17 protein-coding genes and 1 pseudogene are annotated in these 20,614 nt (G+C 41.3%); 8 read left to right on the top strand and 10 right to left on the bottom strand.

Annotated features, from left to right (window positions below; all coding sequences use genetic code 11):
• The first annotated feature begins 16 nt into the window (after positions 1 to 16).
• The 3 genes from NDQ71_RS23060 to NDQ71_RS23050 all read left to right on the top strand — a co-directional run bounded on the left by NDQ71_RS23060 (position 17) and on the right by NDQ71_RS23050 (position 4,739).
• Complete coding sequence (locus tag NDQ71_RS23060) at positions 17 to 1,234, top strand: IS4 family transposase (protein WP_301563108.1); 1,218 nt, start codon at positions 17 to 19, stop codon at positions 1,232 to 1,234.
• 126 nt (positions 1,235 to 1,360) lie between these two features.
• Complete coding sequence (locus NDQ71_RS23055) at positions 1,361 to 2,932, top strand: TonB-dependent receptor (RefSeq protein WP_301563107.1); 1,572 nt, start codon at positions 1,361 to 1,363, stop codon at positions 2,930 to 2,932.
• 214 nt (positions 2,933 to 3,146) lie between these two features.
• Entirely contained in the window at positions 3,147 to 4,739 is a 1,593-nt protein-coding gene (locus NDQ71_RS23050) for a carboxylesterase/lipase family protein (protein WP_301562834.1), read from the top strand.
• Here NDQ71_RS23050 and NDQ71_RS23045 read toward each other — a convergent pair whose 3' ends face one another.
• The 3 genes and pseudogenes from NDQ71_RS23045 to NDQ71_RS23035 form a co-directional block, all read right to left on the bottom strand.
• Positions 4,740 to 5,459: a Sir2 family NAD-dependent protein deacetylase gene (locus NDQ71_RS23045; protein WP_301562833.1), complete on the bottom strand. Its 720-nt coding sequence runs from the start codon at positions 5,457 to 5,459 to the stop codon at positions 4,740 to 4,742.
• A gap of 9 nt (positions 5,460 to 5,468) precedes the next feature.
• Positions 5,469 to 6,458, bottom strand: a complete 990-nt coding sequence (locus tag NDQ71_RS23040) for a GGDEF domain-containing protein (RefSeq protein ID WP_301562832.1) — start codon at positions 6,456 to 6,458, stop codon at positions 5,469 to 5,471.
• 337 nt (positions 6,459 to 6,795) lie between these two features.
• A pseudogene (locus tag NDQ71_RS23035) lies at positions 6,796 to 7,140 on the bottom strand (NAD(P)-dependent oxidoreductase); the annotation flags it as partial.
• A gap of 547 nt (positions 7,141 to 7,687) precedes the next feature.
• On the opposite strand from NDQ71_RS23035, the gene NDQ71_RS23030 reads away from it, so the two are divergent.
• Together NDQ71_RS23030 and NDQ71_RS23025 are read left to right on the top strand one after the other, a co-directional pair.
• Positions 7,688 to 8,245 carry a DJ-1/PfpI family protein gene (locus NDQ71_RS23030; RefSeq protein WP_064664650.1) on the top strand — a complete coding sequence of 186 codons (558 nt, stop codon included), beginning with the start codon at positions 7,688 to 7,690 and terminating at the stop codon, positions 8,243 to 8,245.
• Positions 8,246 to 8,275: 30 nt separating this feature from the next.
• Positions 8,276 to 8,674 (top strand): ribbon-helix-helix domain-containing protein, encoded by a 399-nt coding sequence (locus NDQ71_RS23025; RefSeq protein WP_192543062.1) that lies wholly within the window; start codon positions 8,276 to 8,278, stop codon positions 8,672 to 8,674.
• A gap of 29 nt (positions 8,675 to 8,703) precedes the next feature.
• Here the strand turns inward: NDQ71_RS23025 and NDQ71_RS23020 are convergent, their stop codons facing one another.
• Positions 8,704 to 11,625 (bottom strand): TonB-dependent receptor, encoded by a 2,922-nt coding sequence (locus NDQ71_RS23020; protein WP_301562831.1) that lies wholly within the window; start codon positions 11,623 to 11,625, stop codon positions 8,704 to 8,706.
• 211 nt (positions 11,626 to 11,836) lie between these two features.
• Here NDQ71_RS23020 and NDQ71_RS23015 point away from each other — a divergent pair, with 211 nt between their 5' ends.
• On the top strand, positions 11,837 to 12,094 hold the full coding sequence (locus tag NDQ71_RS23015) for a LysR substrate-binding domain-containing protein (RefSeq protein ID WP_301562830.1): 258 nt from the start codon (positions 11,837 to 11,839) through the stop codon (positions 12,092 to 12,094).
• 185 nt (positions 12,095 to 12,279) lie between these two features.
• The gene (locus tag NDQ71_RS23010) at positions 12,280 to 12,948 is read left to right on the top strand and encodes a hypothetical protein (RefSeq protein ID WP_301562829.1); all 669 of its coding nucleotides are present in this window, start codon (positions 12,280 to 12,282) and stop codon (positions 12,946 to 12,948) included.
• Positions 12,949 to 12,998: 50 nt separating this feature from the next.
• Here NDQ71_RS23010 and NDQ71_RS23005 read toward each other — a convergent pair whose 3' ends face one another.
• From NDQ71_RS23005 to NDQ71_RS22990, 4 genes are all read right to left on the bottom strand, one after another.
• Positions 12,999 to 14,099, bottom strand: coding sequence for an ISAs1 family transposase (locus tag NDQ71_RS23005; protein WP_192543258.1), 1,101 nt, complete (start codon positions 14,097 to 14,099; stop codon positions 12,999 to 13,001).
• A 156-nt stretch (positions 14,100 to 14,255) separates the two neighbouring features.
• Complete coding sequence (locus NDQ71_RS23000) at positions 14,256 to 15,353, bottom strand: cell division protein FtsZ (protein ID WP_301562828.1); 1,098 nt, start codon at positions 15,351 to 15,353, stop codon at positions 14,256 to 14,258.
• A gap of 73 nt (positions 15,354 to 15,426) precedes the next feature.
• Positions 15,427 to 16,401: a YafY family protein gene (locus NDQ71_RS22995; RefSeq protein WP_301562827.1), complete on the bottom strand. Its 975-nt coding sequence runs from the start codon at positions 16,399 to 16,401 to the stop codon at positions 15,427 to 15,429.
• Between the two features lie 19 nt (positions 16,402 to 16,420).
• A complete protein-coding gene (locus NDQ71_RS22990; RefSeq protein WP_301562826.1) occupies positions 16,421 to 17,188 on the bottom strand; it encodes a hypothetical protein in 768 nt (255 codons plus the stop codon).
• Positions 17,189 to 17,316: 128 nt separating this feature from the next.
• Here NDQ71_RS22990 and NDQ71_RS22985 point away from each other — a divergent pair.
• Positions 17,317 to 18,497, top strand: a protein-coding gene (locus NDQ71_RS22985; RefSeq protein WP_192543254.1) for an IS3 family transposase whose coding sequence is annotated in 2 segments (ribosomal slippage) — positions 17,317 to 17,575 and positions 17,575 to 18,497 — 1,182 coding nt in all. Because the reading frame shifts where the segments join, the coding sequence is not laid out codon by codon here.
• Positions 18,498 to 18,500: 3 nt separating this feature from the next.
• Here the strand turns inward: NDQ71_RS22985 and NDQ71_RS22980 are convergent.
• Both NDQ71_RS22980 and NDQ71_RS22975 read right to left on the bottom strand, forming a co-directional pair.
• Complete coding sequence (locus NDQ71_RS22980; RefSeq protein ID WP_367318017.1) at positions 18,501 to 19,199, bottom strand: type I restriction endonuclease; 699 nt, start codon at positions 19,197 to 19,199, stop codon at positions 18,501 to 18,503.
• A gap of 16 nt (positions 19,200 to 19,215) precedes the next feature.
• Positions 19,216 to 20,613, bottom strand: coding sequence for a hypothetical protein (locus tag NDQ71_RS22975; protein ID WP_301562825.1), 1,398 nt, complete (start codon positions 20,611 to 20,613; stop codon positions 19,216 to 19,218).
• Position 20,614 lies beyond the last annotated feature (1 nt).

Raw genomic sequence — 20,614 nt, 5'->3', positions numbered from 1 at the left:
GGTGTTTTGTGATCTTATGAATCGCTTAAAAACAACAGAACTAAACACCATGAATGCGTCTACTATTTTGCACAATATGCTCCGCGCTGTCACCCCTAACTCTATTCATAAAGCCAGATTTAATACTCTAGTCGCTGCCGTTAAATCTCTTTTGCACTGTCAGCAATGCACCTTGACATCTATTGGTCGCAATTTGGATTCAAAAACAACTGAAAAACATGATATTAAGCGTATTGATCGACTACTCAATAACCACGAGCTTTTGCGTGAATCGACATCGGTTTATGTTCGCTTAAGCCGTTTTGTGGTCACTGAAAAGCATCCCGTCATATTGGTTGATTGGAGTCATGCAGATACACAAACCAAATACTGTATTCTGCGTGCTAGCATTGTCAGTGAAGGTCGCTCTTTGACCTTATACCAGGAAAGTGCATTCAGCTTTCAATATCATTGCCCAAAAGTACAAAAACGGTTCTTAAAGATGCTCAAACTGATCTTGCCGAGTGATTGCCGCCCCGTCATTGTGACGGATGCGGGCTTTAAAGTTCCCTGGCTCAAAGCCGTGCGGAACAATAGCTGGCATTATATCAGCCGGGTTCGAGGTACGGCACACTTGAAAACGCAGGACAGCGATGAGTTTATTCCATGCCAGTCACTATTCAAGAACAATCAACGTAAGAGCCGGTATCTTGGCGCGACCGAGCTGACCAAAAGTGCAAAATATCAAACGCATGCAGTGTTGGTTGGCAAGGGACATAAGTTATTAAAAAGAGATAAAGAACGCGGTTATAAAGAGCCTTGGCTACTCGTTTCTTCACTTCCAAAAAGGCACCATTTTCTCGAAAAAGTGCTCAAGCTATATGGTATGAGAATGCAGATAGAGGCAGGGTTTCGAGATCAAAAAAGTGTTAGATTCGGCTTAGGCTCAGATCTGCACAGAACGAACAAACTCAATCGATTAGACATACTTTTACTGCTCGCAACTCTGGTTCATTGGTTCTCAATGATGCTGGGGGCAGTGATAGACAAAGCAGGAAAGACAGGCGCTTTTCAAGCTAATTCAACCAAAAAAAGACGAGTAGTGTCATGGGCATTTGTTGGGCTGCGATACTTCAAAAAACAGTCCATTAAACTGCGACGGCGAGATTATTTGGAAGGGCTAGCCTATTTCGTACAGGTGGTAGTGAAACTCGATTGGAAAAATATGGATGTGAGTGATGTAATTGAAACTTAATGATTATTTCTGGGGATCCCTTAGCCTGTTAACCCTAACGGTTACGGCCCAGAAGACGTTGATGTCAGTTTTTCTCGCAGTGGCGAATACCTCACCCTTGGTTTTGCTGAAGGGTTTGGCAATGATATAAGCCAATATAATCTCGTATCAACCTACTCTGAAAATAACTTTGAAGAAGAGGCCACACTTGATGTTGCCCGTATTGATGGCCATTACGCCTTTGACACAGATCACCTGCAGAATCTTGATTTTGGTCTGCGGGCATCAAAACGTGACGTAGAGCGTGAAACCTATATTCTCGTTGCACCATTTACCACTGGCGATATTAGTGCCGATGTAATGTGGAAAGATTCTGGCGCATCACTGGGGGACACCAATGGCGACGGTGAAAATAGCGTAGCAGGTGGTGATTTAACCATAGGTAAAACCAACTTTTTTAGTGATATGCCCGCGGGTTGGGTTAACCAAGTCAATGGTTTAGGCCCTGGCGGTGCTGGGCATAGTTTTTACTTAATCGATCCGAAAGTGATGGACGATCCAATGGCATTCCAAAACGCTATTTACCCAGGTAATAAGCGTTTAGCTAACCCATCTCGTACCTATCAAGTGAAAGAGCAAACCCAAACCGCTTACTTTAAAGCAAACTTTTCCGGTGAATTGGGGGATTTAAGTTATACCGCTAATATCGGCGCGCAATACATTAAAACTGAACTCGACATGCTGCAAAATCAGCTAGGCTCAGCACGTCCTTGTTCATTGTGTACTGCCAGTGAAAAAACCGGTGAAAAATGGCTAAACAGAAATTACTCTGACTTTTTACCATCAATGAATTTTAACTTAAATGTTACCGATAACGTGATCTTACGTGCCGGTTACGGTAAAACAATGACCACCCTCGATATTGGCAAGCTCGCCGGAGGGGTAAGCGTTGGTCGTACCCGCGCAGGTGATGTACTTGCCGCTGAGCTTGGTGTGAGCCCTGATTTATTAGTTGCCGTGCAGGGTCGTCAAAATGGTAATCCTGATCTAGAGCCATGGCGCGCTACTAACTATAACTTATCAGCTGAGTGGTATTTTAATGACAGCGGCTTACTAAGCATTTCAGCGTTTTTAATGGATATAGAATCCTTTGTTGAAAACGGTATTGTCATGCAAGGCTTACCTGACATTGATGGCGTTATTCGTCGTGAAGTGCCTGTAACCACAGAAATAAATGGCCAAGGTGGTGACATAAAAGGTTTTGAAGTGGTTTATCAACAAGCGTTTGACTTTTTACCGGCACCATTTGATGGTTTAGGCACATCAGTTAACTTTACCTATGCGCCAAGTGACAGCGCTAACGTTGATGTTTATGGCAAAAGCTTACCAATTCAAGATAACTCAGAAAAGTCAGCCAATGCCGTACTTTGGTACGAAAAAGGCCCATTACAACTGCGTCTTGCAGCTAACTACCGTAGTGATCGTTTAGACAGCTTAAGCTCGCCAATGGGCGAAGGCGTAGTGCCATTTTGGACCGACAGCACACTATACTTTGATATGTATGCAGGCTATGAATTTGCCGAAGATATGAGCATTTATACCTCGGTAAGCAACTTAACTGAGGAAAAAGAAGATATTTACGCACAATGGTCAGATCATGTGATCACCCAAAATATCTTTGAGCGTCGTATTACGTTTGGTATTCGTACCCGTTTTTAAGCTTTTCTATCACTGCTAGAGCAACAAATTTGGCACACTTCTGCCCAGGAGATTAAAGGTTTTAAATTAGCCTTTTGCCAAATACTTAACCAAGGTGGTTATACCCCCTATATAATCACCTTGGTTTATTTACGCCTTTATCTATCCCACTATTTTTTATGCTAATATCGATTGGCTCTCAAATACGACGCATTGATTTTTATAGAGGTTAACCATGCTATTGCGCTCACTACAACCACTTGCTTTTATTACTTGCTTTACGCTTGCAGCAATGACATTACAAGGCTGCACTAAAGCCACCCCAAACACCACCGCGGATGTAACTGGCGGGACAGTGCAAGGCACCGAGTCTGGCAAAATAATATCCTTTAAAGGCATTCCTTATGCTGCACCTCCTGTAGGTGATTACCGGTGGCGCTCTCCACAACCTGTGCCTAAGTGGCAAGGCGTTAAGCAAGCTGATCACTACGCATCCGACTGCATGCAAAAACCATTTGCAGGCGATGCCGCACCACTAGGTACTCCACCGGCAGAAGATTGCTTGTATTTAAATGTAATAAGACCCGCTAAACAAAGCGATACGGGCTACCCTGTGGTAGTGTGGTTTTACGGCGGAGGTTTTGTTAACGGCGGCGCGTCTCCTGAGGTTTATTCAGGCGCAAGCTTTGCTAAACAAGGAGTGGTATTTGTTAGTTTTAATTACCGTTTAGGACGATTTGGTTTCTTTGCCCACCCAGCACTGAGTACCCTTGAGAACGACGCGCTTGGCAATTACGCTATTATGGATCAAATTGCCGCCTTAAAATGGGTAAAGAATAACATCTCTGAGTTTGCTGGTGATCCAAGCCAAGTAACCATTATGGGTGAATCCGCTGGTGGTAAATCAGTACACGCCATGTTGCAAACACCAAGCGCGCAAGGGCTATTTAATAAAGCAATTATAATGTCTGGCGGCGGTCGTGAGTTATTTAATCAGTTACCGCTGCACAGTGATGATCCAGACACATTATCAGCCGAGCAAGTAGGCGTTAACTTTGCCGCCCAACATCAAATAACCGGTAGCGATAAAAAAAGCCTAACAGCACTGCGAGCGCTTCCTGCCCAAGCTATTGTTGGTAATTTAAACCTAAGTACCTTAAGCAGTATTAATGATTCGCTTGTAACTTACTCTGGCGGGCCAATTTTAGACGGTACACTCATAACTGGCAGCACCAGCGATAACCTACTTAGTGGTCAATTTAGTAAAGTGCCGTTGATGGTTGGTACCACTAATCATGATATCGGCTATGCAAATTATGACACTAAGCAGGCTTTGTTTAACAGCTTTGGCGATAATGCCATACAAGCTCAGCTTGCCTATGATCCTGAAAATAACAAGCCACTGGCATTATTAAACTACCAAGTTGGCCAAGACCAGCGAATGCAAGAACCTGCTCGTTTTACTGCGCAACGCTTTAGTAAACGTGGCCAAAATGCTTACCTTTATCGGTTCGCTTATGTCGCACAAACGTTAGATGCAAAAGGTGCAGCGCACGCGAGCGAGATCCCTTACTTTTTTAATACGGTGGCCACTAAATATGGCCATGTCACTACTGAGCAAGATAAACAAGCGGGCAAAACCATGCATCGCTACGTCACTAACTTTATCAAAGCAGGTAACCCAAATGGCCCAGGCCTAATAAATTGGCAAAGTTTTCAGCAAGCACCTAAAGCTATTTTGGAGTTAAATAAATCCGGCGTGGCAGAATTTGTTACTGATCCGCTAGGTCTGCGACTCAATGTAGCGCAAGCGAAAGCACAGCAGTAATTAGCCCTTAAATTGAATGTACTCTAATGCAGTCATTTTTTTATAACTCACATTAGGGTGCATTATGTGCGCAGGCTGTGGATCAACAACTTCAATTGGAATATCGTAACTGCGGGCTATCTCCAATGCCATTTGGGTGATATTTACACTAAACGAAGTGCCGATAAATACGATTTTATCGGCTGCGATTATCCGCTGTTGTGCTTGCGTGATCCGATAAAGCTCAGTGTAATATTCATCAAATAGCAGCACATAGGGTTTAAAGGAATGATTAAGCTGCGGCTGTTGGTTTTCGATGTTAAATAATTCCAGCAGTGAGTCATGCAAACGGCTTTCATCTACATTATCCCAAGGGGTGAGATGCGCGCTAACATCATCACCTTGGGTATGAAACAAGGTCATTTGATCAAGCCGACCGTGAATCGCAATATAATTACTATTCCCCGCTTTACCATCTAAGCCATCAATATTTTGCGTGATTAAGTTTTTATCGCTGAGCCAATAATGCACTTCATTAGGGCCATGATGTCGATAAGTGGCAAAGCGGTGATAATACCAAGCTAAAAATTCTCGCGGGTTATTTTCATACATGCCACGTGTAGCCATTTCCATCGGCGTATAATTTTGACTACCGATAGTCCAATAGCCATCTTCACCACGAAAAGTAGGAATACCGCTGGCTGCACTCACACCCGCACCTGTAATATATAAAGTATTCATTGCGTTCCTTTAAACACACGTTTGATTTTTGCCTTGCTCCTTAGCTTGATAAAGCAGTTCATCAGCTTTGTGCATCGCTTTATCAATAGACACAGCCGTTGTTAATGTACTAATACCCATACTCACGGTAACAGCCAGTTGGTTTGCACCTATATCTAAACGATTGTGTGATAAAGCAAGGTGGATCTCATTGGCAAATTGTGTAGCTTGCTGTTTATTTTTATGGCGTAGAAAAAATAAAAACTCTTCTCCTCCCCAGCGCGCCACCATATCATTTTCACCTAACTGAGCAACAAATAAATCAGCCAGATGTTTTAGTACTTCATCGCCAACTAAGTGACCATATTGATCGTTAATCTTTTTAAAATTATCTACATCCGCAATAATGATACTCGCCGTTTGCTGCTGCTTTGCAAATTGCTCAAGTTCCGCCATAGCATAACGTCGATTAGGTAGGTTAGTTAAAGGGTCGCGAGTCGCTAAATATTCATTTTTGTGTATTAGCTCAATCAAACGTTGGCTGTAAATTTGCCGAAAATATTCATAAAAGCCACTCAATAAAGCAACAATGATAAAAGAAGCAATAATCCGAGTTGGAAAATAAACCGAATAACCACTATAAAGTTCCCAGTAATTCGATAAGTAAAAAGCACCGGTAACACAAGTTACAAAAATAATTAAATCAATAATGCCACGTCTAAAACCGCGAACAAAAAAAGTAACTGGGGATACAATGAAAATCCAAATTGGCCCTGTACCATGGCTTCCACCTGTAAGCACTAAATAAATCATTAGGGTATATAAGGTGTATAAAACGATTAAGGAGGAAACAGCGACTCTATCACCAAGACAAAAAGGAGAAGCAAATAAAGCCGATGAGCCTAATAACGAGCAAGCCAAAATAAATTGATTATTATATAAAGCGATTATCGCCATACCAAGGGTTGTCACCGAGCCAACTACGGAGAAGAACCTAATGGTGAGTTTTCGTTCGGCCAAATCGGAATAGCTAATCATCAATACAGTGCGTCACTTCTAAAGTAGTGAAGGCAATCTTTGCATGAATAAACTGATTATAAGATTGCACTAAAATTATAAATAATTAATCAGTTACCTGTAAAAATATAGTCTAAACATAAGAGCATTGTAAAAGCGAAGGAAGAAATAATTGCTAAAGATTAGCTTACATACGAATAATATGTTCGTATTACTGAGCTGAGCCAATGGGCATTTTAGCCCACGTTTATCGGACCACAGATGCAAAAATTAGGCTTTTAATCATTATCCACCAGTCATGTCTGATTAACAGTAATGCTTTAAAAGCCCGACAAATAGCTTAATAAGCCACACTGATGCGCTGATTAATATGCGCTGCATTTTGTGCTTCATCCAGCATCGCAATAGCGTAATCGGTGACCGAAATTTTACTTTCACCTTGCTCATTAGTGAAAAAAGCATCGCCACCAATACGATACGCACCTTCACTCGTGCCAGGGTAAATAACCGCAGCAGGACTTACAAACGTCCATTGGGTTGATGTGCTTGTTGATCTGAATACCTTTAACGCCTCACCCTGTGCTAATGCTTCAGCTTTATATTCGGCAGGAAAATCGGGTGATGATACTAAAGTTACGCTAGGAGAAACTTCTAAGCTGCCCGCACCACCAACCCACAATAGTCGCGTGTTACTTCCTGAAAGTGCCGCTAATAAGCGCTCTCATTATGTGAGGCTCATGCCAATTAAAAGATCACCTACAAAGTCATATCCGCTTTGATAAGAAAATCATTTAGCTTTAACTAAAAACATAATTGAGATTGATAAAATCTGATAAACCACACAGTCAACACAACAATACCTAAGTAAAGTGTCTAGTAAGTTGAACAATGTTGTTTAAGTATTTTTGATGGTGCATAAAAGCACCTGCTGCAAGGCAGCAATTGATAGCCATTTAAATTATGGCAATTTAGAGAGGGGAAAACCTAGGGCCGCGTAATGCGCAAAATAACGAGCCTTATCAGTAATAGTTGCTGAGATAGTAGGCTAGTTTTTCATTCAAATCAATCGCACTAAACAATCAATCTCGCTTTAAATAACCTAAAAATGGCTTGTAGTATTCCTATATTACCCGCTCAATAATTAGCTATGCTCTACTAAATACTCAGTGCATTAAAGCGCGTTATCAAGCAGCACTAAAATACATTTGCACACTCAATACAAGGAGCTAAATATGGCTAAAGTACTTATGATCACTGGTGATTTTGTTGAAGACTACGAAAACATGGTACCCTTTCAGGCATTATTGGCAATGGGTCATCAGGTTGATGCTGTATGCCCTGATAAAAAAGCGGGTGACACTATCGCAACGTCGATTCATGATTTTGAAGGCGACCAAACCTATACCGAAAAACGCGGTCATAATTTTGCACTTAACGCGACATTTGCCAACATTAATGCCGCTGATTACGATGCCTTGTATTTACCCGGTGGCCGTGCCCCTGAGTATTTACGTTTGAACGCGAAAGTAATCGAAATAATTCAACACTTTGCTACAGCGGATAAACCAATTGCCTCTATTTGCCACGGCCCGCAAATGCTCACTGCTGCAGGTGTGATCACAGGTAAAAAAGTATCTGCCTACCCTGCGTGCCAACCTGAAGTAAAAATGGCGGGTGCCGAGTACGTTGAGTTACCTATGGATGGCGCAATTACCGATGGCAAATTAGTCACAGCCCCTGCTTGGCCTGCGCACCCAGCCATGTTAAAACAGTTTGTAGCCTTGCTATAATCGTAATTTAGCAGCATCACGAGGTAACCTATGTGCCAACTTTTTATTAATGCCGACAGTCGATTGTGGACCTGCCGTACCAAGTCTTTACGCATTGATGGCGTGGTTACCTCAATTCGTCTCGAAGAATTTTTTTGGGATATTTTAGAAGAGGTGGCTTTTCGCGATCAAATGACCGTAAATCAAATGATCACTAAGCTCTACCTTGAGTCTCTTGATGCTGATCATGATATCGGTAACTTCACCTCATTTTTGCGAGTGTGTTGTTCTCGTTACTTATCGCTAGTGGCCGATGGCAATCTCAGCCGCGAAGATACCATACCGTTAAATGATATCGACGCTAGTCACGTTTTAGAACAAGAAAAACTGCGTACCCGTGTGCGTAAAAGCCAATATACCGATGTATCAATTAAGCCTTCACTCAATTAATTTTGTTGCAGTCATCACTCATTCCTGCTTTAAAAACTGTAATTAAACCCAGCGTAATAGCGACGACCTGAGTAACTGGTATTCAATAAACGAGCATCGGTATCTTTACCCAAACGGGTTACCGACTCTGATTGCGTTAAATTAATTACCGCTGCGGTAAAGCTAAAGCTATCGGTAAAGTTATACGCGGCATTTACATCTACTTGCTGGTAAGGGTCTTGATACACGTTTAAACCGCTATTAATACCGAGCACGGTTTCGCCTCGTTTATTGTATGACGCGCGAATATTAAAGCTATCCCCTTCATAATAAACCGAAGTGTTATATTGATAGTCAGCGCTGCCTATTAATGGCGATTTCCCATACTTTTCACCAGCAACCGTTACATCAGCCTGATTGGTATTGTTATATGTGTAGTTGGCATAAATACCAAAGCCGCTCTCAAAGGCATGTTGAATAAACACTTCCACCCCTTTAGAGACGGCATCGCTGCCATTACCTACCGTGCTATAAGGTGAAATAGTGATAGTACCAGCATCAACAACGCCGACTTGCCCTGTAAATTCACGCTGTGAATCAATCACCAATGGCACCACAAAGTTATCCACCTTTTTATGAAATAACGCCACACCTAATGCAGAGCCTGGCGCATAGTAATACTCAACAGATAAATCGGCTTGTACTGACTCAAACGCTTTTAAATTTTTATTACCCCCACTGCCGCTAAACCCGGGTTGCTCGTTAAACGCAGCACGATCAGCAGCCCATTCATCAGATACGAAAGTAATACGCTGTTGACTGCCTAAATCACCATAATCGGGGCGCGACATCACTTTAGCAAGCGCGCCACGGACCACCACATCATCACTGGCATCCCACGCAATATTTAAACTGGGTAATACATGGGTGTCTGTCGTTTGTTGAGTGATCAATTGGTATTGCTCAATTAAGCGATCATCACCTATGATCGGCTCGCCCGTTTCATCATCGGTTTCATCCAATAAAAAGGTATAGAGATCAGTTGAGGCGCTGGTGGTTTTAGTTTGCACTACCCGCACACCTAAATTACCGCGCAGATCACTGTATTCAAAATCCCCTTGCAAATAAAACGCGCTAATTTGCTCAGCAATATCATAGACAAAATTATCTTCAATGCGGGTATACGGCACATAGTTACTGTAAATATAATCGCGATATTTATGCCAATTGATAGTCGGCATGAGGTTGATATTAAAACCACCAGCAATATTGCCCTCGCCCGCGCTGTTAAACACATCTTGCGCTGCTGGCATACCGTTATTCCATTGGTAACTATCAAATTGCGTAATGCCGCCGGCGCTTGCCTCACCTGCAGCAATATCAAAACTCGGATCAAGGAAAAAGTTGTTGCCCGTTTCGCGGTGCAGTGACGCATCACGGTATTTTGCACCAGTGCGAATAGTGGTCAATATGCCCCAATCAACATAAAAATCAACGTCAGCTTGGTAGTAGTTTTCTGCTAAGGTGCTACGTACAAAACTTGAATTCGATGAGCCGGCATCACGACCACCGCCCACACCTGCGAGTAAGTTATTCAGCGTGTTAGGGTCAATCTGCATCGAAATACGGTCATCACTGATTGACCAAGCAGCACTTTGCGCTGCGTTCTCAATGTTACTTTGCCCTTCACCCGCGTTTGAACTTTTATACGCTGCTTGCCAACTTTCTTTTGGCCCGCCTTTGGCTTTAGTTTTACCCGCCACAAAACGCGCTGTAAAGTTATCGCCTTCGTAGCTTAAGTTAAAATCAAAAGTATCAGAGGTTGATTCTTCATCGACATAACTACCACGTAGCCACGGCAATTGCATATCTTTTTCAACGCCACTGGCGATTGCACTATAATCCATTGCTGTGACAATTGTGCCGCTTTCATCCAGTGTAACGCCTGTTAAAAAGTCCGGATTTAGCGCCCACTCCGGCATATCAACGACCGAGTCGCTGCGTTGTTGCTGTAAACTAAAGCCAAAGTAATTAAAACCCAGTTCAATGCGATTAGTTGGTCGCCACTGGGATGTAAACTGCACGCCTTCTCGCTCACGCTTTTCATTCACAACAGAGCTGCGCACCACTTGCGGAAACCATATATCATCATAATTTTGCCCGTTGGCATCAGTCACCGCGCCCCAGTCATTACTGTTATTAACCGCATTGCCATTCACATCACTGGGCTGCGCGCCATTGTAGCGCCATACATTAGCATCAGTACCACCAGAGAGCGTACGATTGGTACGCTGTTGGCGCGTATAGCCAAGTAAAAAACCAACGCTATCACTATCGTTTTTCCATGAATACAAACCAGTAAACTGAGGCTCATAATCTTCTGTTACATCGGCATAAGTAGTTTCAACATTAAAAACCCCCGAATTAGCCTCCATATCCAGCGGTTTGCGGCTATGCATTAATACCGTACCGCCCACGCCTCCTTCATCAAGGCGCGCTTCAGGTGATTTGAATACTTCAACACTTGCGATCATCGCCGATGGCAACAAAGCATAATCGAATGAACGCGATGGCTCCCCCGGTGATGAGGCAATAAAATTACCATTTAACTGCGTGTAAGTTAGATCAGACGATAAACCACGAATGCTCACCGTTGAGCCTTCACCGCCTTCGCGGTCAATCACTACACCCGGCACTCGTGCTAATGAATCAGCCACGTTTTTATCAGGGAATTTACCAATATCTTCTGCGGTAATAGCATCCACAACAGAACTCGATAAACGCTTCACCGCTAAGTTCTCAGCCATGCTAGAGCGAATACCTCGCACCTCAATCACTTCCATATCTTTTTCAGTTAGCGTGTTTGTTAACTGCTCGGCAGCAGCCACATTCATAGCACTAAAAACCGATAAACTAAGAACAGAAAAACGCAGCGATGCTGCTAAAGGTGAGTAACACGTTGAAGTTGCCATTGAATGTGCGAGTCCATTACTGGTTAACAATTGTAAAAGCGGCAATTGTACACAGCCAGACTTAATGGATTGTTAACCATAACTTGCAAGTAACTGAATAAGCGAACAAATAACCACCTCACCAATAAATCATCATACTTTTTTAACACCCGTACAAGATGCCAAGCATCTTCCAGCGCCTGACATGCCCTTTGCCCCGAAGTAGGTAGCAGTGCAAGTAAAATCTAGTTTTAAAGTAAACAGTGGCAACATGGCCAAAGCCGCTGCACTAAAAGGACTCGGCTATGCTATTTTACCCATTCACGCATGCCAAGAACATATAGACAACGGTTCATTGATCAACATTAAACTCGACCATGAGCCAGAAGATCTGGTGCTATATGCATTCTATGCAGGCAGAAAATACCCGCTAGAAAAGGTAAAAGTATTTTTAGAATTTTTAAAGTCTAAATGCGCAACACTGCAATAAAGTTACGTGCTGTACACACAAGCTAAACACGGAAGTATAAAAACAACCTTGGTATATTTTGGATCTCACAATAAAAGTAATTGATAATTATTTGCATTTAATTATGCGTTACCATATAGTTCGCATGCACCTAATTTATAAACCACCTCAGGTTTACTCTAATCAATTCTTAACAAGGAGTTAAAATGAAAAGCATCGCTACACCTCTTACATTATTTTTATTGCTTAGCGCAAGTAATCTACAAGCACATGAAATTTGGTTAGAAAAGCATAACAATACGCAGGTTAAACTATTTTTAGGTGAACCAGGAGAGCCGGAATCTGGTGATAAAATTGCAGGTCTAAAAAATACAAAAATCTATGTTAATCAAAAAGAAGCCTCCTTTCCTATCACACAACACGCAACTCACTGGAGCGCAAATGTTGCTCATAATGGCGATATACTTGCTACAGTTGATGACTTATGGCAGCCATGGGATCTCGAAGAAGTACCTACATGGCAATTCTGGAGATCGCCTAAACAGCAAGCCGCTAAGTTATATGCAAAGGCGGGGCGAAGTAATACGCAAAGTAAAGTAGAATTTGAGTTTGTGCCTATAGAGCCACAGAGCAACACTTTTACTCTAACCTATAAAAACGCCCCTGTTGTTGAACATGATGTAACCGTTTTAACGCCAAGTAAAGCTCAAATAAAAATGACAACCAACAAAGACGGTCAAATCACAGTAAAAACCGATCAAGCTGGTTTATATGTCGTATCAAGTGATTACCCTGTGAGCGGTGAAGCCGTGATTGCTGGCAATAAAGTTGATAGCACTTACAATATTACTAGTGTGACATTCCAAGCAAATTAATAATAAATGACTCCCTATCAAGCCCAGGGCGGGAGCATACTTTGATTAATTTATAATCCAAAAAATATTCTCGCCCGATAATCATCACTCCAGCTTGCCTTTTTGATTTTGCTACGTTGACTTGGGGCCCCGCATTCGCATTGCCTCAAAATGTTCATTACAAAGCGCCTAAATAAAGCGATGTTTTCAACTGCACCCTCTAACGCTATTCTTGAATCATCTTCTTTGAAAACAACATCTAAAACATAATGCTGGCTATTTTCAATACGCCAATGTTGTCGTATATAATGCCCTAGCATTTTGTGTTTAGGTGACATTGAACTTATGTAATACGACGTGTCTATACTGCACTTATTCTTTACTGTTCTGTGGCGTTCAACTGCGATTATACTTCTTATTGTTGGCCACTTCTGTGCAAGCTCTGTCGGCAGGTTCGCTTTTAATTGATAGACGTAGCGCTCTTCTTTGCGACCATGGATCTCTTGCTTAATGTGTGTGACGACTTTTTCTTTATTTGCATCAAATACTGCTTGAAATGAATTCGATACAGCATCAAACAGTTTGGGTTGATTTTTCTTAACCTGAACAACTACATGTGCCTTTTTATCTGAAATTATTTCGAGTGTTTCACGTTGGCAATGAAGTGCATCCATCGTGATGACACTTCCTTTTACATCAAGTATATCAAGCATTTGACGAACAACACTTATTTCGCCGTTTTTTGTTTTTGTCGGTTTTTGACTCAATACTAACCCTCGCTCAGTATCGTACGCCGTTACTAATTGCAGTGCTGTTTTTCTATCATTTCGATAAGAGCCGCGTAGCACCTTGCCATCAAAGGCAATAATGGGTTTATTTAATGACTGGCGCTGTTCATTTAACCACAAGGCTAAAGCTTCTAATAAGGATTCCGCAACAACACTGCGTAGTATACGTGCTATCGTATGCCGCCGAGGGATACCATGTCTGAAAGCTCGGTACTGTCTGAGCCATGATAGCTTTTCATCACCATAAATTTCAATATCTTGCCATCCCTCACATCCTGAGGATATGGCTGTAATTATCAAGAACATAACATCAATTAGATTATGTTTTTGGTTGATATCAGAACGTGTTTCTTCAATAACAGTAAGGTGGTCTAAGATGCTCAAAATTAAATGCTATAAGTGAATTTTCTCTATTAGATCATATTTTTATTTAAAGTGCGATCCCGCCCTGCTATCAAGCCTGAGTTACTTTATGTAAGTACAGGCTTGAGCATCAGCTGCCTGTGCTCAATCTGTAGATATTCGGCTCAGATATTGTCATTAATTTACATTGGGCGGCGGGGCTTGATTACGTATAAATGCGGGTATATCAAAAATATCTGAGGCTTGAGGTTGAGTGATCACCGCTTCGGGCTTTTTTAATTCGCTATCTGCCGCTTTATCGTGCTGCTCTACAACCATCTTTGCGCTCGCCCCTGTCGCTATGATCAACAATTCATAATTGCTGGCTAAATTCTCGATTTTAGACACTCCGCAAATCACCAGCGCATTTGGGCTTACTTGCTGGCGTACCGTGTCGGTGATGAGGTTATAACTGCCCAATGAAATCTCCTCTTTACAATTAACTTGCACAATAACGCCCGAGCTAGATGACATATCCACTTGATTAACCAAGGGATTATTAAGGGCACTGTCAAGTGCAGTGGTAAATTCATCTTCGCTATCACATTTGCCCACACCTAAAACAGCATCGCCTTGGCAATCCATGATTTTAGCAAAGTCGTTTAAATCAACGTTTATCAAACCTTGATAGCACAGCATATCGATCAATGACTTAATTAGTGAGTGGAGTATTTGGTTTGAGTGTTTAAATGCGTCAAACAAACCCACATCATTGCCTAAAACCTCAATAAGTTGATCATTGGGTAAAGTGATCACCGCATTGGCATACTCTTTTAGAGTGTTCAACCCTGCTTGTGCAACGTTTGATCTAAACTGCCCTTCACTGCTAAAAGGCAAAGTCGCTACAAATATCACTGGCTTGTTTTGCACACGAGCAAGTTCCGCGATATACGGGCTTGCACCGGTGCCAGTCCCCCCACCAAGACCTGTTGCGCACAATAAAATATCGCAGTTATTTATTAATGCTAACAGTTGATCTTTGCTTTCTTGCGCCGCTTGTAAACCAACCTCAGGATCGGCACCAGCGCCATAACCATGTGTCAGTTCAGCGCCAATCAGCACGGCATCATCACTTTGAGTATGTTCGAGCACTACTTTATCGGTATTAACACTAAATAACTTTGCTTGTTTACTCTCGCGCTGCTCATAAATACTATTTAACGTATTACAGCCACAACCTCCAATGCCAAATACACCAATAGATAAACCATCTTGCTGCTCAATTAATTGAAACATAACTACTCCTTAACTTTTAAAGGAGCATAACAAACCGGTGCGTCAAAAATTGACGCATCCAAACTAATTAGAGTTATTGATAGTTACTAGCAGCCGCTTTAAGTTTTGTGATGATTCTTTTCCTGATTTGCTCAGGCTTTATGACTTCAAGCCAATGAGCACATTTAAATAGCTCATTGGTTAGCTGTTCGGTATCAATCGTTTGGTAGGTGAGTAATACGTTTTTATCGTCAATATGTTGTTTATCAATCAATTCGCCAAGTTCAACAAAACCTTGATTCACCGCAGAATGATTGGGCACTTTCACAACTAACTCAATCTCTGATTGCTTCATACCTTTATTAATCGCACTACGTAACGATTTCAATTGCTCAATGCTTGGCTCTCGTCGTGTTTTTTGCAAAATTTGCACATTGCGAATACGATAAATCGGCATCTGGTAGCACTTATCGTGAAGCGAGCCCACCATAAAGTGCGCCATCAACACGCCGCCTTGCTCAACTAAGTTATAAAAGCTTAATTCAGCAAACTTTAACCAATGCGCCTCATCGTAAAGCACCCTATATAGCTCAGCACTCACAACACGTTTATGTTTAATCGCATGCTCAATTTGCGCAACCAACTGAGTATCAATATTAACTTTTAAAGGAGGTTTTGGCAGAGTTGAAAGCCAATCGGGCACATGGCCATTAAACCGTTTAAGCGCCTGCTCTGCTTTAGTATGCACTGAGCGTTTAACATCGCTCGGTACAGATTGCGGTAGTAACTGCTCCAACAATAAATAATGTTCAGCGACCTCACTGCTCATTATTTTCGCGTTACCACCTCGCCACAGTGAATTAATAGACCAACCATACGGTTTACTTCGCGTGTCCTTTTCAAGCCCAAAGCAACCTTGATCGTAAAGTGATTGCAAGTCTCGCTGGAGCATGCGGGTTGAAATATCAAAGTCACGTTCAAGCAGTTTTTGCCGTAGCTGTTGGGTCGAGATAGAGCTTGGCTCTATTGGCACAAGCTCTAAAATTGATAAATGACGATGTGAATTCATTAAATTAGGTGGGAAGTAGTCATTTTTGAATTACTCTAAAGTGCTCTTGGATACTTCGTCCAAATTTTATGTCAGCAGATAAAGCTATGCGGTACCCACGTAAATAATGTTTATCTAACTTTGATCGATCTTTTAAAGGGACTGTTATGAGCTTTTTTTTCATAACTTCAACCGCATCCCATGCAGAAATATCAACTTCAAGAGAGGCTATTATTACTTGGTTTCCAGGACTCCCCGTAATACCAAGTATTAACGTCGGAGACAGTTTTTTATCTTTAATCCAAGTACCTAGATATTTATCATTTCCTAATTGCCAGTATTTTTCTACTCTTTCGACGATTGCAGCATCACTAGGTGGCTCTACTAAATTATACCCAACTCTATCACCTAACGTTTTATCTGTGACCTTAACTAATATAATTGACTCTGTATTCCCTTTAAACAAACCGCCATATTCTAAAGGTTGTTGTTCAAGCCTAGTAACGTATTTTTCTGGCACACCCAAAGGGCGAAAACTGTACTTAGAAGATTCTTTTCGCTTATTAAATATAGGCTGATGAGTAGAAATTAGTGCTTCTTCAACCGCAATCGCTGTTTGTTCATTTTCATACGGACCTGCTATTTCAAGCTTATAGCTTGCTTTTTTCAGCCAATTCTCAAGTTCAATGTTATGTGTCTTTTTTTGGTGCGATGAGGCACGTGTAGCAGACTTGCCTCTTCCCGCATATTTAATTTTGGAAGTCTTTTGATCTTTGTATATATAGACATATTGTTCATTAACTTTCATAGATATCCTTTTAAGAATTAAAGCTTTTAACTATTTTTAAGTTATAAGCTGTGTAGTGGTACAGTGATTTTGGCCACCCATTAAGAAAGAAATGTTATGCTAATAAGCATACAAATTTGGGTGAAAAAATGACGAAATTAAAACGCGCAACGTATTCTGCGGCAATCAAATTAGAAACGGCTCAGCTTGTAGTCGACCAAGGTTATACGCAAGAAGATGCAGCCAAGGCTATGGGTGTTGGTAAATCAACCGTAAGTAAGTGGGTTACTCAATTAAAGCAAGAGCGTAATGGTCAGTCACTATCGGCTTCACCAATGACGCCCGAACAAATTGAAATTCGTGAACTTAAAAAGCAAATCCAACGCATTGAATTAGAAAAGGACATATTAAAAAAGGCTACCGCTCTCTTGATGTCCGACTCCCTGAACAATTCTCGTTAATCGAGAAGTTAAATCAACGAGAGCATTATCCCATTAGCGTGCTATGTGGCGTATTCGATGTGCATCGCAGCAGCTATAAATATTGGGCTATACGCGATACAACGCCGACACCTGAGCAAGTAAGGTTAGAGGCTGAAGTTAAAGCAATACATAGAATGAGTGGAGGCTCAGCAGGTGCAAGGACAATAGCTACAATAGCGACAAACAATGATTTTGAATTGAGCCGTTATCGTGCTGCTAAGCTAATGGTTAAGTTAAAGCTTGAAAGTTGCCAAATTCCTCAACATTCATATAAGCGCGGTGGTAATGAACACCTTGAAATCCCAAACCTGCTTGATAGGCAGTTTGATGTTATTGAACCGAATACTGTGTGGTGCGGTGATGTAACGTATATTTGGACAGGCAATCGCTGGGCTTATTTAGCGGTCGTTATTGATTTATTTGCGCGTAAAGTGGTTGGTTGGGCAATGTCGTTGTCGCCAGATACTAATTTAACACTAAAGGCGCTTGAACTCGCTTATGAAAGTAGAGGTAAGCCAAGTGGGTTGATGTTTCACTCAGATCAAGGGAGCCATTATACGAGCTTGAAGTACCGCCAACGTTTATGGCGCTATAAAATTACACAAAGTATGAGTCGACGCGGAAATTGTTGGGATAATGCGGCTATGGAGCGATTTTTTAGAAGCTTTAAAACGGAATGGATGCCAAAGGTTGGATATGAAAACTTTAAAGAAGCTAAATATAGCGTAAGCGATTACATAAATGGATATTACAATAATGTTAGACCGCATCATTATAATGCTGGTTTAGCGCCAAATGAATCTGAGGTTAGATACCAAGATTCTAAAACTGTGGCCAAAATTAGTTGACCACTACATAACGCACAAGGTATTAAATACAAATAACTGCGGAATAGCGCGTTTATAGCGCACAGTTAACTGCTCATACGCTTCAAATATAGGGGCTTGCTCGCGTATTGCGCTTTTAAATTCAAACACCACCAGCGGCATGCCATTTACATATAAAATGCCATCGGGAATACGCAGTTCAATATTGTCGTAACTGGTGGGGCTTTGTATTTCTAACTGGGTAACAAAGCGATAAATATTATCGTCTTGCAGGTAAGTAACACTCGCTTCACTTACTTTATCTAAAGCTGCCATCGCACTGCCTGCTATTAGGCTACTTTTAATGCCTTGCTCAACGTTATCGTAATCAAGTAGCTGAATGTATAAATCTTTTTGTGATTGACTCCCTGCTACACTGCCACGCTCGCGGCTCAACACTTCCCGTTTAAGTAAAAAGCCATCACTTAGCCACTTACAAAAGGTTTTATTGCTCTCGTATAAGTCACTGGCAGGCAGCTTTTCAAGTTTTGCAATTATTGAGTTTACTTCACCCGTTGTAATATTATTTTTAGCGTAGCGCTTGGTTAAAAAAGCACGTAAGTCGTCTTTAATTAATACCTCACTATTATTGCGAGTAAGCTCACCGCCTAGTAGATGCGGGTAGCCTTGCTCACCTAATAACTCAACCACAGCGTGTTCTAATTTGGCTTCAGTAAATTTCATAATTCAGTCCTTTGAGCTAGCTACCTGAGTTTAACAACCCTAATAAATTAGGCTTATCATATGCTGCTGAGCCTTCTAAGTAATCATCTACAACACTAGATACCTGCTTAATTAATTGCTTATCCCTAGTAAAAAAACCTAAAGGAATATGTACTGGGCTTAAGTCAGGAATTAAAAGGTGATAGCAAACTGCTGCAAACTCATTATCCAGTAGCATAACTTCAACATTGCCATCAAATAAACCGTTTAAAACACCTGTGCTATTAGGTAATTGGCCAAGCTTATGCTTCCACGCTTTACTACCATTGACTGCAGCATTAGGCCTGTCATCACATGCTAGGTACATCATAAAATCATAACAGTTTTCGTTCTTATTCTTTTGATGCGATAACAAACTGTCTTTAGCTTTAGTAAAGCTTTCACTCATTCCCCAGTAACGCGTATTCGCACCAATCCATTTTAATTTTTTTAGTCCACCTTGCTTTTTTGAAGGTTTAAGTCGCTTTAGGTGCTCCTCAATCTTTCTCCACGGCTGACTACTATAAAATGAACCTATTAATAATTCATATGGCTTACTCCCTGAAGTATCAGCCATCTCCGCAATCATTGAACGAAAATCAATTTCACCACTTTTAACAAAACGCTCTACAGACATATCCTTAAACGCATCCCAAGCATGTTTAATGCTCGGCAGGTTGTCACCCAACCTAAGGTTATCCGTATCCTGAGCTATCGCTTGACTAATTGCCTCATCATTCTCATATATCTTATTAACGTAAAATGGCTTAACTTTATTATCAAAATCTATTTCAAACGTTCGTTTTATTCTATGGGCAACACTTCTTTTTCTTGTTACTTTATCTACGGAGTAAAGGCTTGGTAACGAGTTGCCCTCAGTCCTAATTTTACCTAAGTCACCCGACTCAACTAAACGGTGAAAATGTTTACTAAACATGCTTTTTGCATGCTGTTCGCTCATGCTTTTAATTTCATTATTAGCAGCTAACCTAAGCCCGGTGCTCCAACCTCCATGTTGCTTATTTACTTTATTAAATCCTAGTAGTTCAAAAGAAATCGTCGATGAGTCAGGTTGAGGCTTTTCTACCATAGGTTTATCGTCTAAAGAAGAAAAATACCCCTTACTTAATACAGTCAGAGATAATCTGCCATCCTCTAAGTAAGTCACCTCATTTTTATTAATTGGCTCCTCTAACGCTACATCAAGCTCTCGTGGATTGAATCCAAAAAACGATGCTAACTCAAATTTAGACAATGGAGATATATGCAAAGCACGAAGTAAAAAATCTTTTGTAAACGCAAATCCCTGCTTACTCAAGTAAGAGTATTCAATACTGTATGTCTCAGCAGGAACAATATAATCAACTTCGTTAAATTCTATATAATTATTTTCCATA

This window comes from Pseudoalteromonas sp. KG3 (assembly GCF_030436385.1).
In the GTDB taxonomy this organism is placed as follows: domain Bacteria; phylum Pseudomonadota; class Gammaproteobacteria; order Enterobacterales; family Alteromonadaceae; genus Pseudoalteromonas; species Pseudoalteromonas prydzensis.
This window is presented reverse-complemented; position numbering and strand designations above follow the sequence as displayed.

What these genes read in the sequence shown, in the direction of transcription:
- NDQ71_RS23060 (WP_301563108.1), top strand. Translation starts at nt 17, where the DNA reads ATGAATCGCTTAAAAACAACAGAACTAAACACCATGAATGCGTCTACT.
- NDQ71_RS23050 (WP_301562834.1), top strand. Translation starts at nt 3,147, where the DNA reads ATGCTATTGCGCTCACTACAACCACTTGCTTTTATTACTTGCTTTACG.
- NDQ71_RS23045 (WP_301562833.1), bottom strand. Translation starts at nt 5,459, where the DNA reads ATGAATACTTTATATATTACAGGTGCGGGTGTGAGTGCAGCCAGCGGT.
- NDQ71_RS23030 (WP_064664650.1), top strand. Translation starts at nt 7,688, where the DNA reads ATGGCTAAAGTACTTATGATCACTGGTGATTTTGTTGAAGACTACGAA.
- NDQ71_RS23025 (WP_192543062.1), top strand. Translation starts at nt 8,276, where the DNA reads ATGTGCCAACTTTTTATTAATGCCGACAGTCGATTGTGGACCTGCCGT.
- NDQ71_RS23020 (WP_301562831.1), bottom strand. Translation starts at nt 11,625, where the DNA reads ATGGCAACTTCAACGTGTTACTCACCTTTAGCAGCATCGCTGCGTTTT.
- NDQ71_RS23010 (WP_301562829.1), top strand. Translation starts at nt 12,280, where the DNA reads ATGAAAAGCATCGCTACACCTCTTACATTATTTTTATTGCTTAGCGCA.
- NDQ71_RS23000 (WP_301562828.1), bottom strand. Translation starts at nt 15,353, where the DNA reads ATGTTTCAATTAATTGAGCAGCAAGATGGTTTATCTATTGGTGTATTT.
- NDQ71_RS22995 (WP_301562827.1), bottom strand. Translation starts at nt 16,401, where the DNA reads ATGAATTCACATCGTCATTTATCAATTTTAGAGCTTGTGCCAATAGAG.
- NDQ71_RS22990 (WP_301562826.1), bottom strand. Translation starts at nt 17,188, where the DNA reads ATGAAAGTTAATGAACAATATGTCTATATATACAAAGATCAAAAGACT.
- NDQ71_RS22980 (WP_367318017.1), bottom strand. Translation starts at nt 19,199, where the DNA reads ATGAAATTTACTGAAGCCAAATTAGAACACGCTGTGGTTGAGTTATTA.
- NDQ71_RS22975 (WP_301562825.1), bottom strand. Translation starts at nt 20,613, where the DNA reads ATGGAAAATAATTATATAGAATTTAACGAAGTTGATTATATTGTTCCT.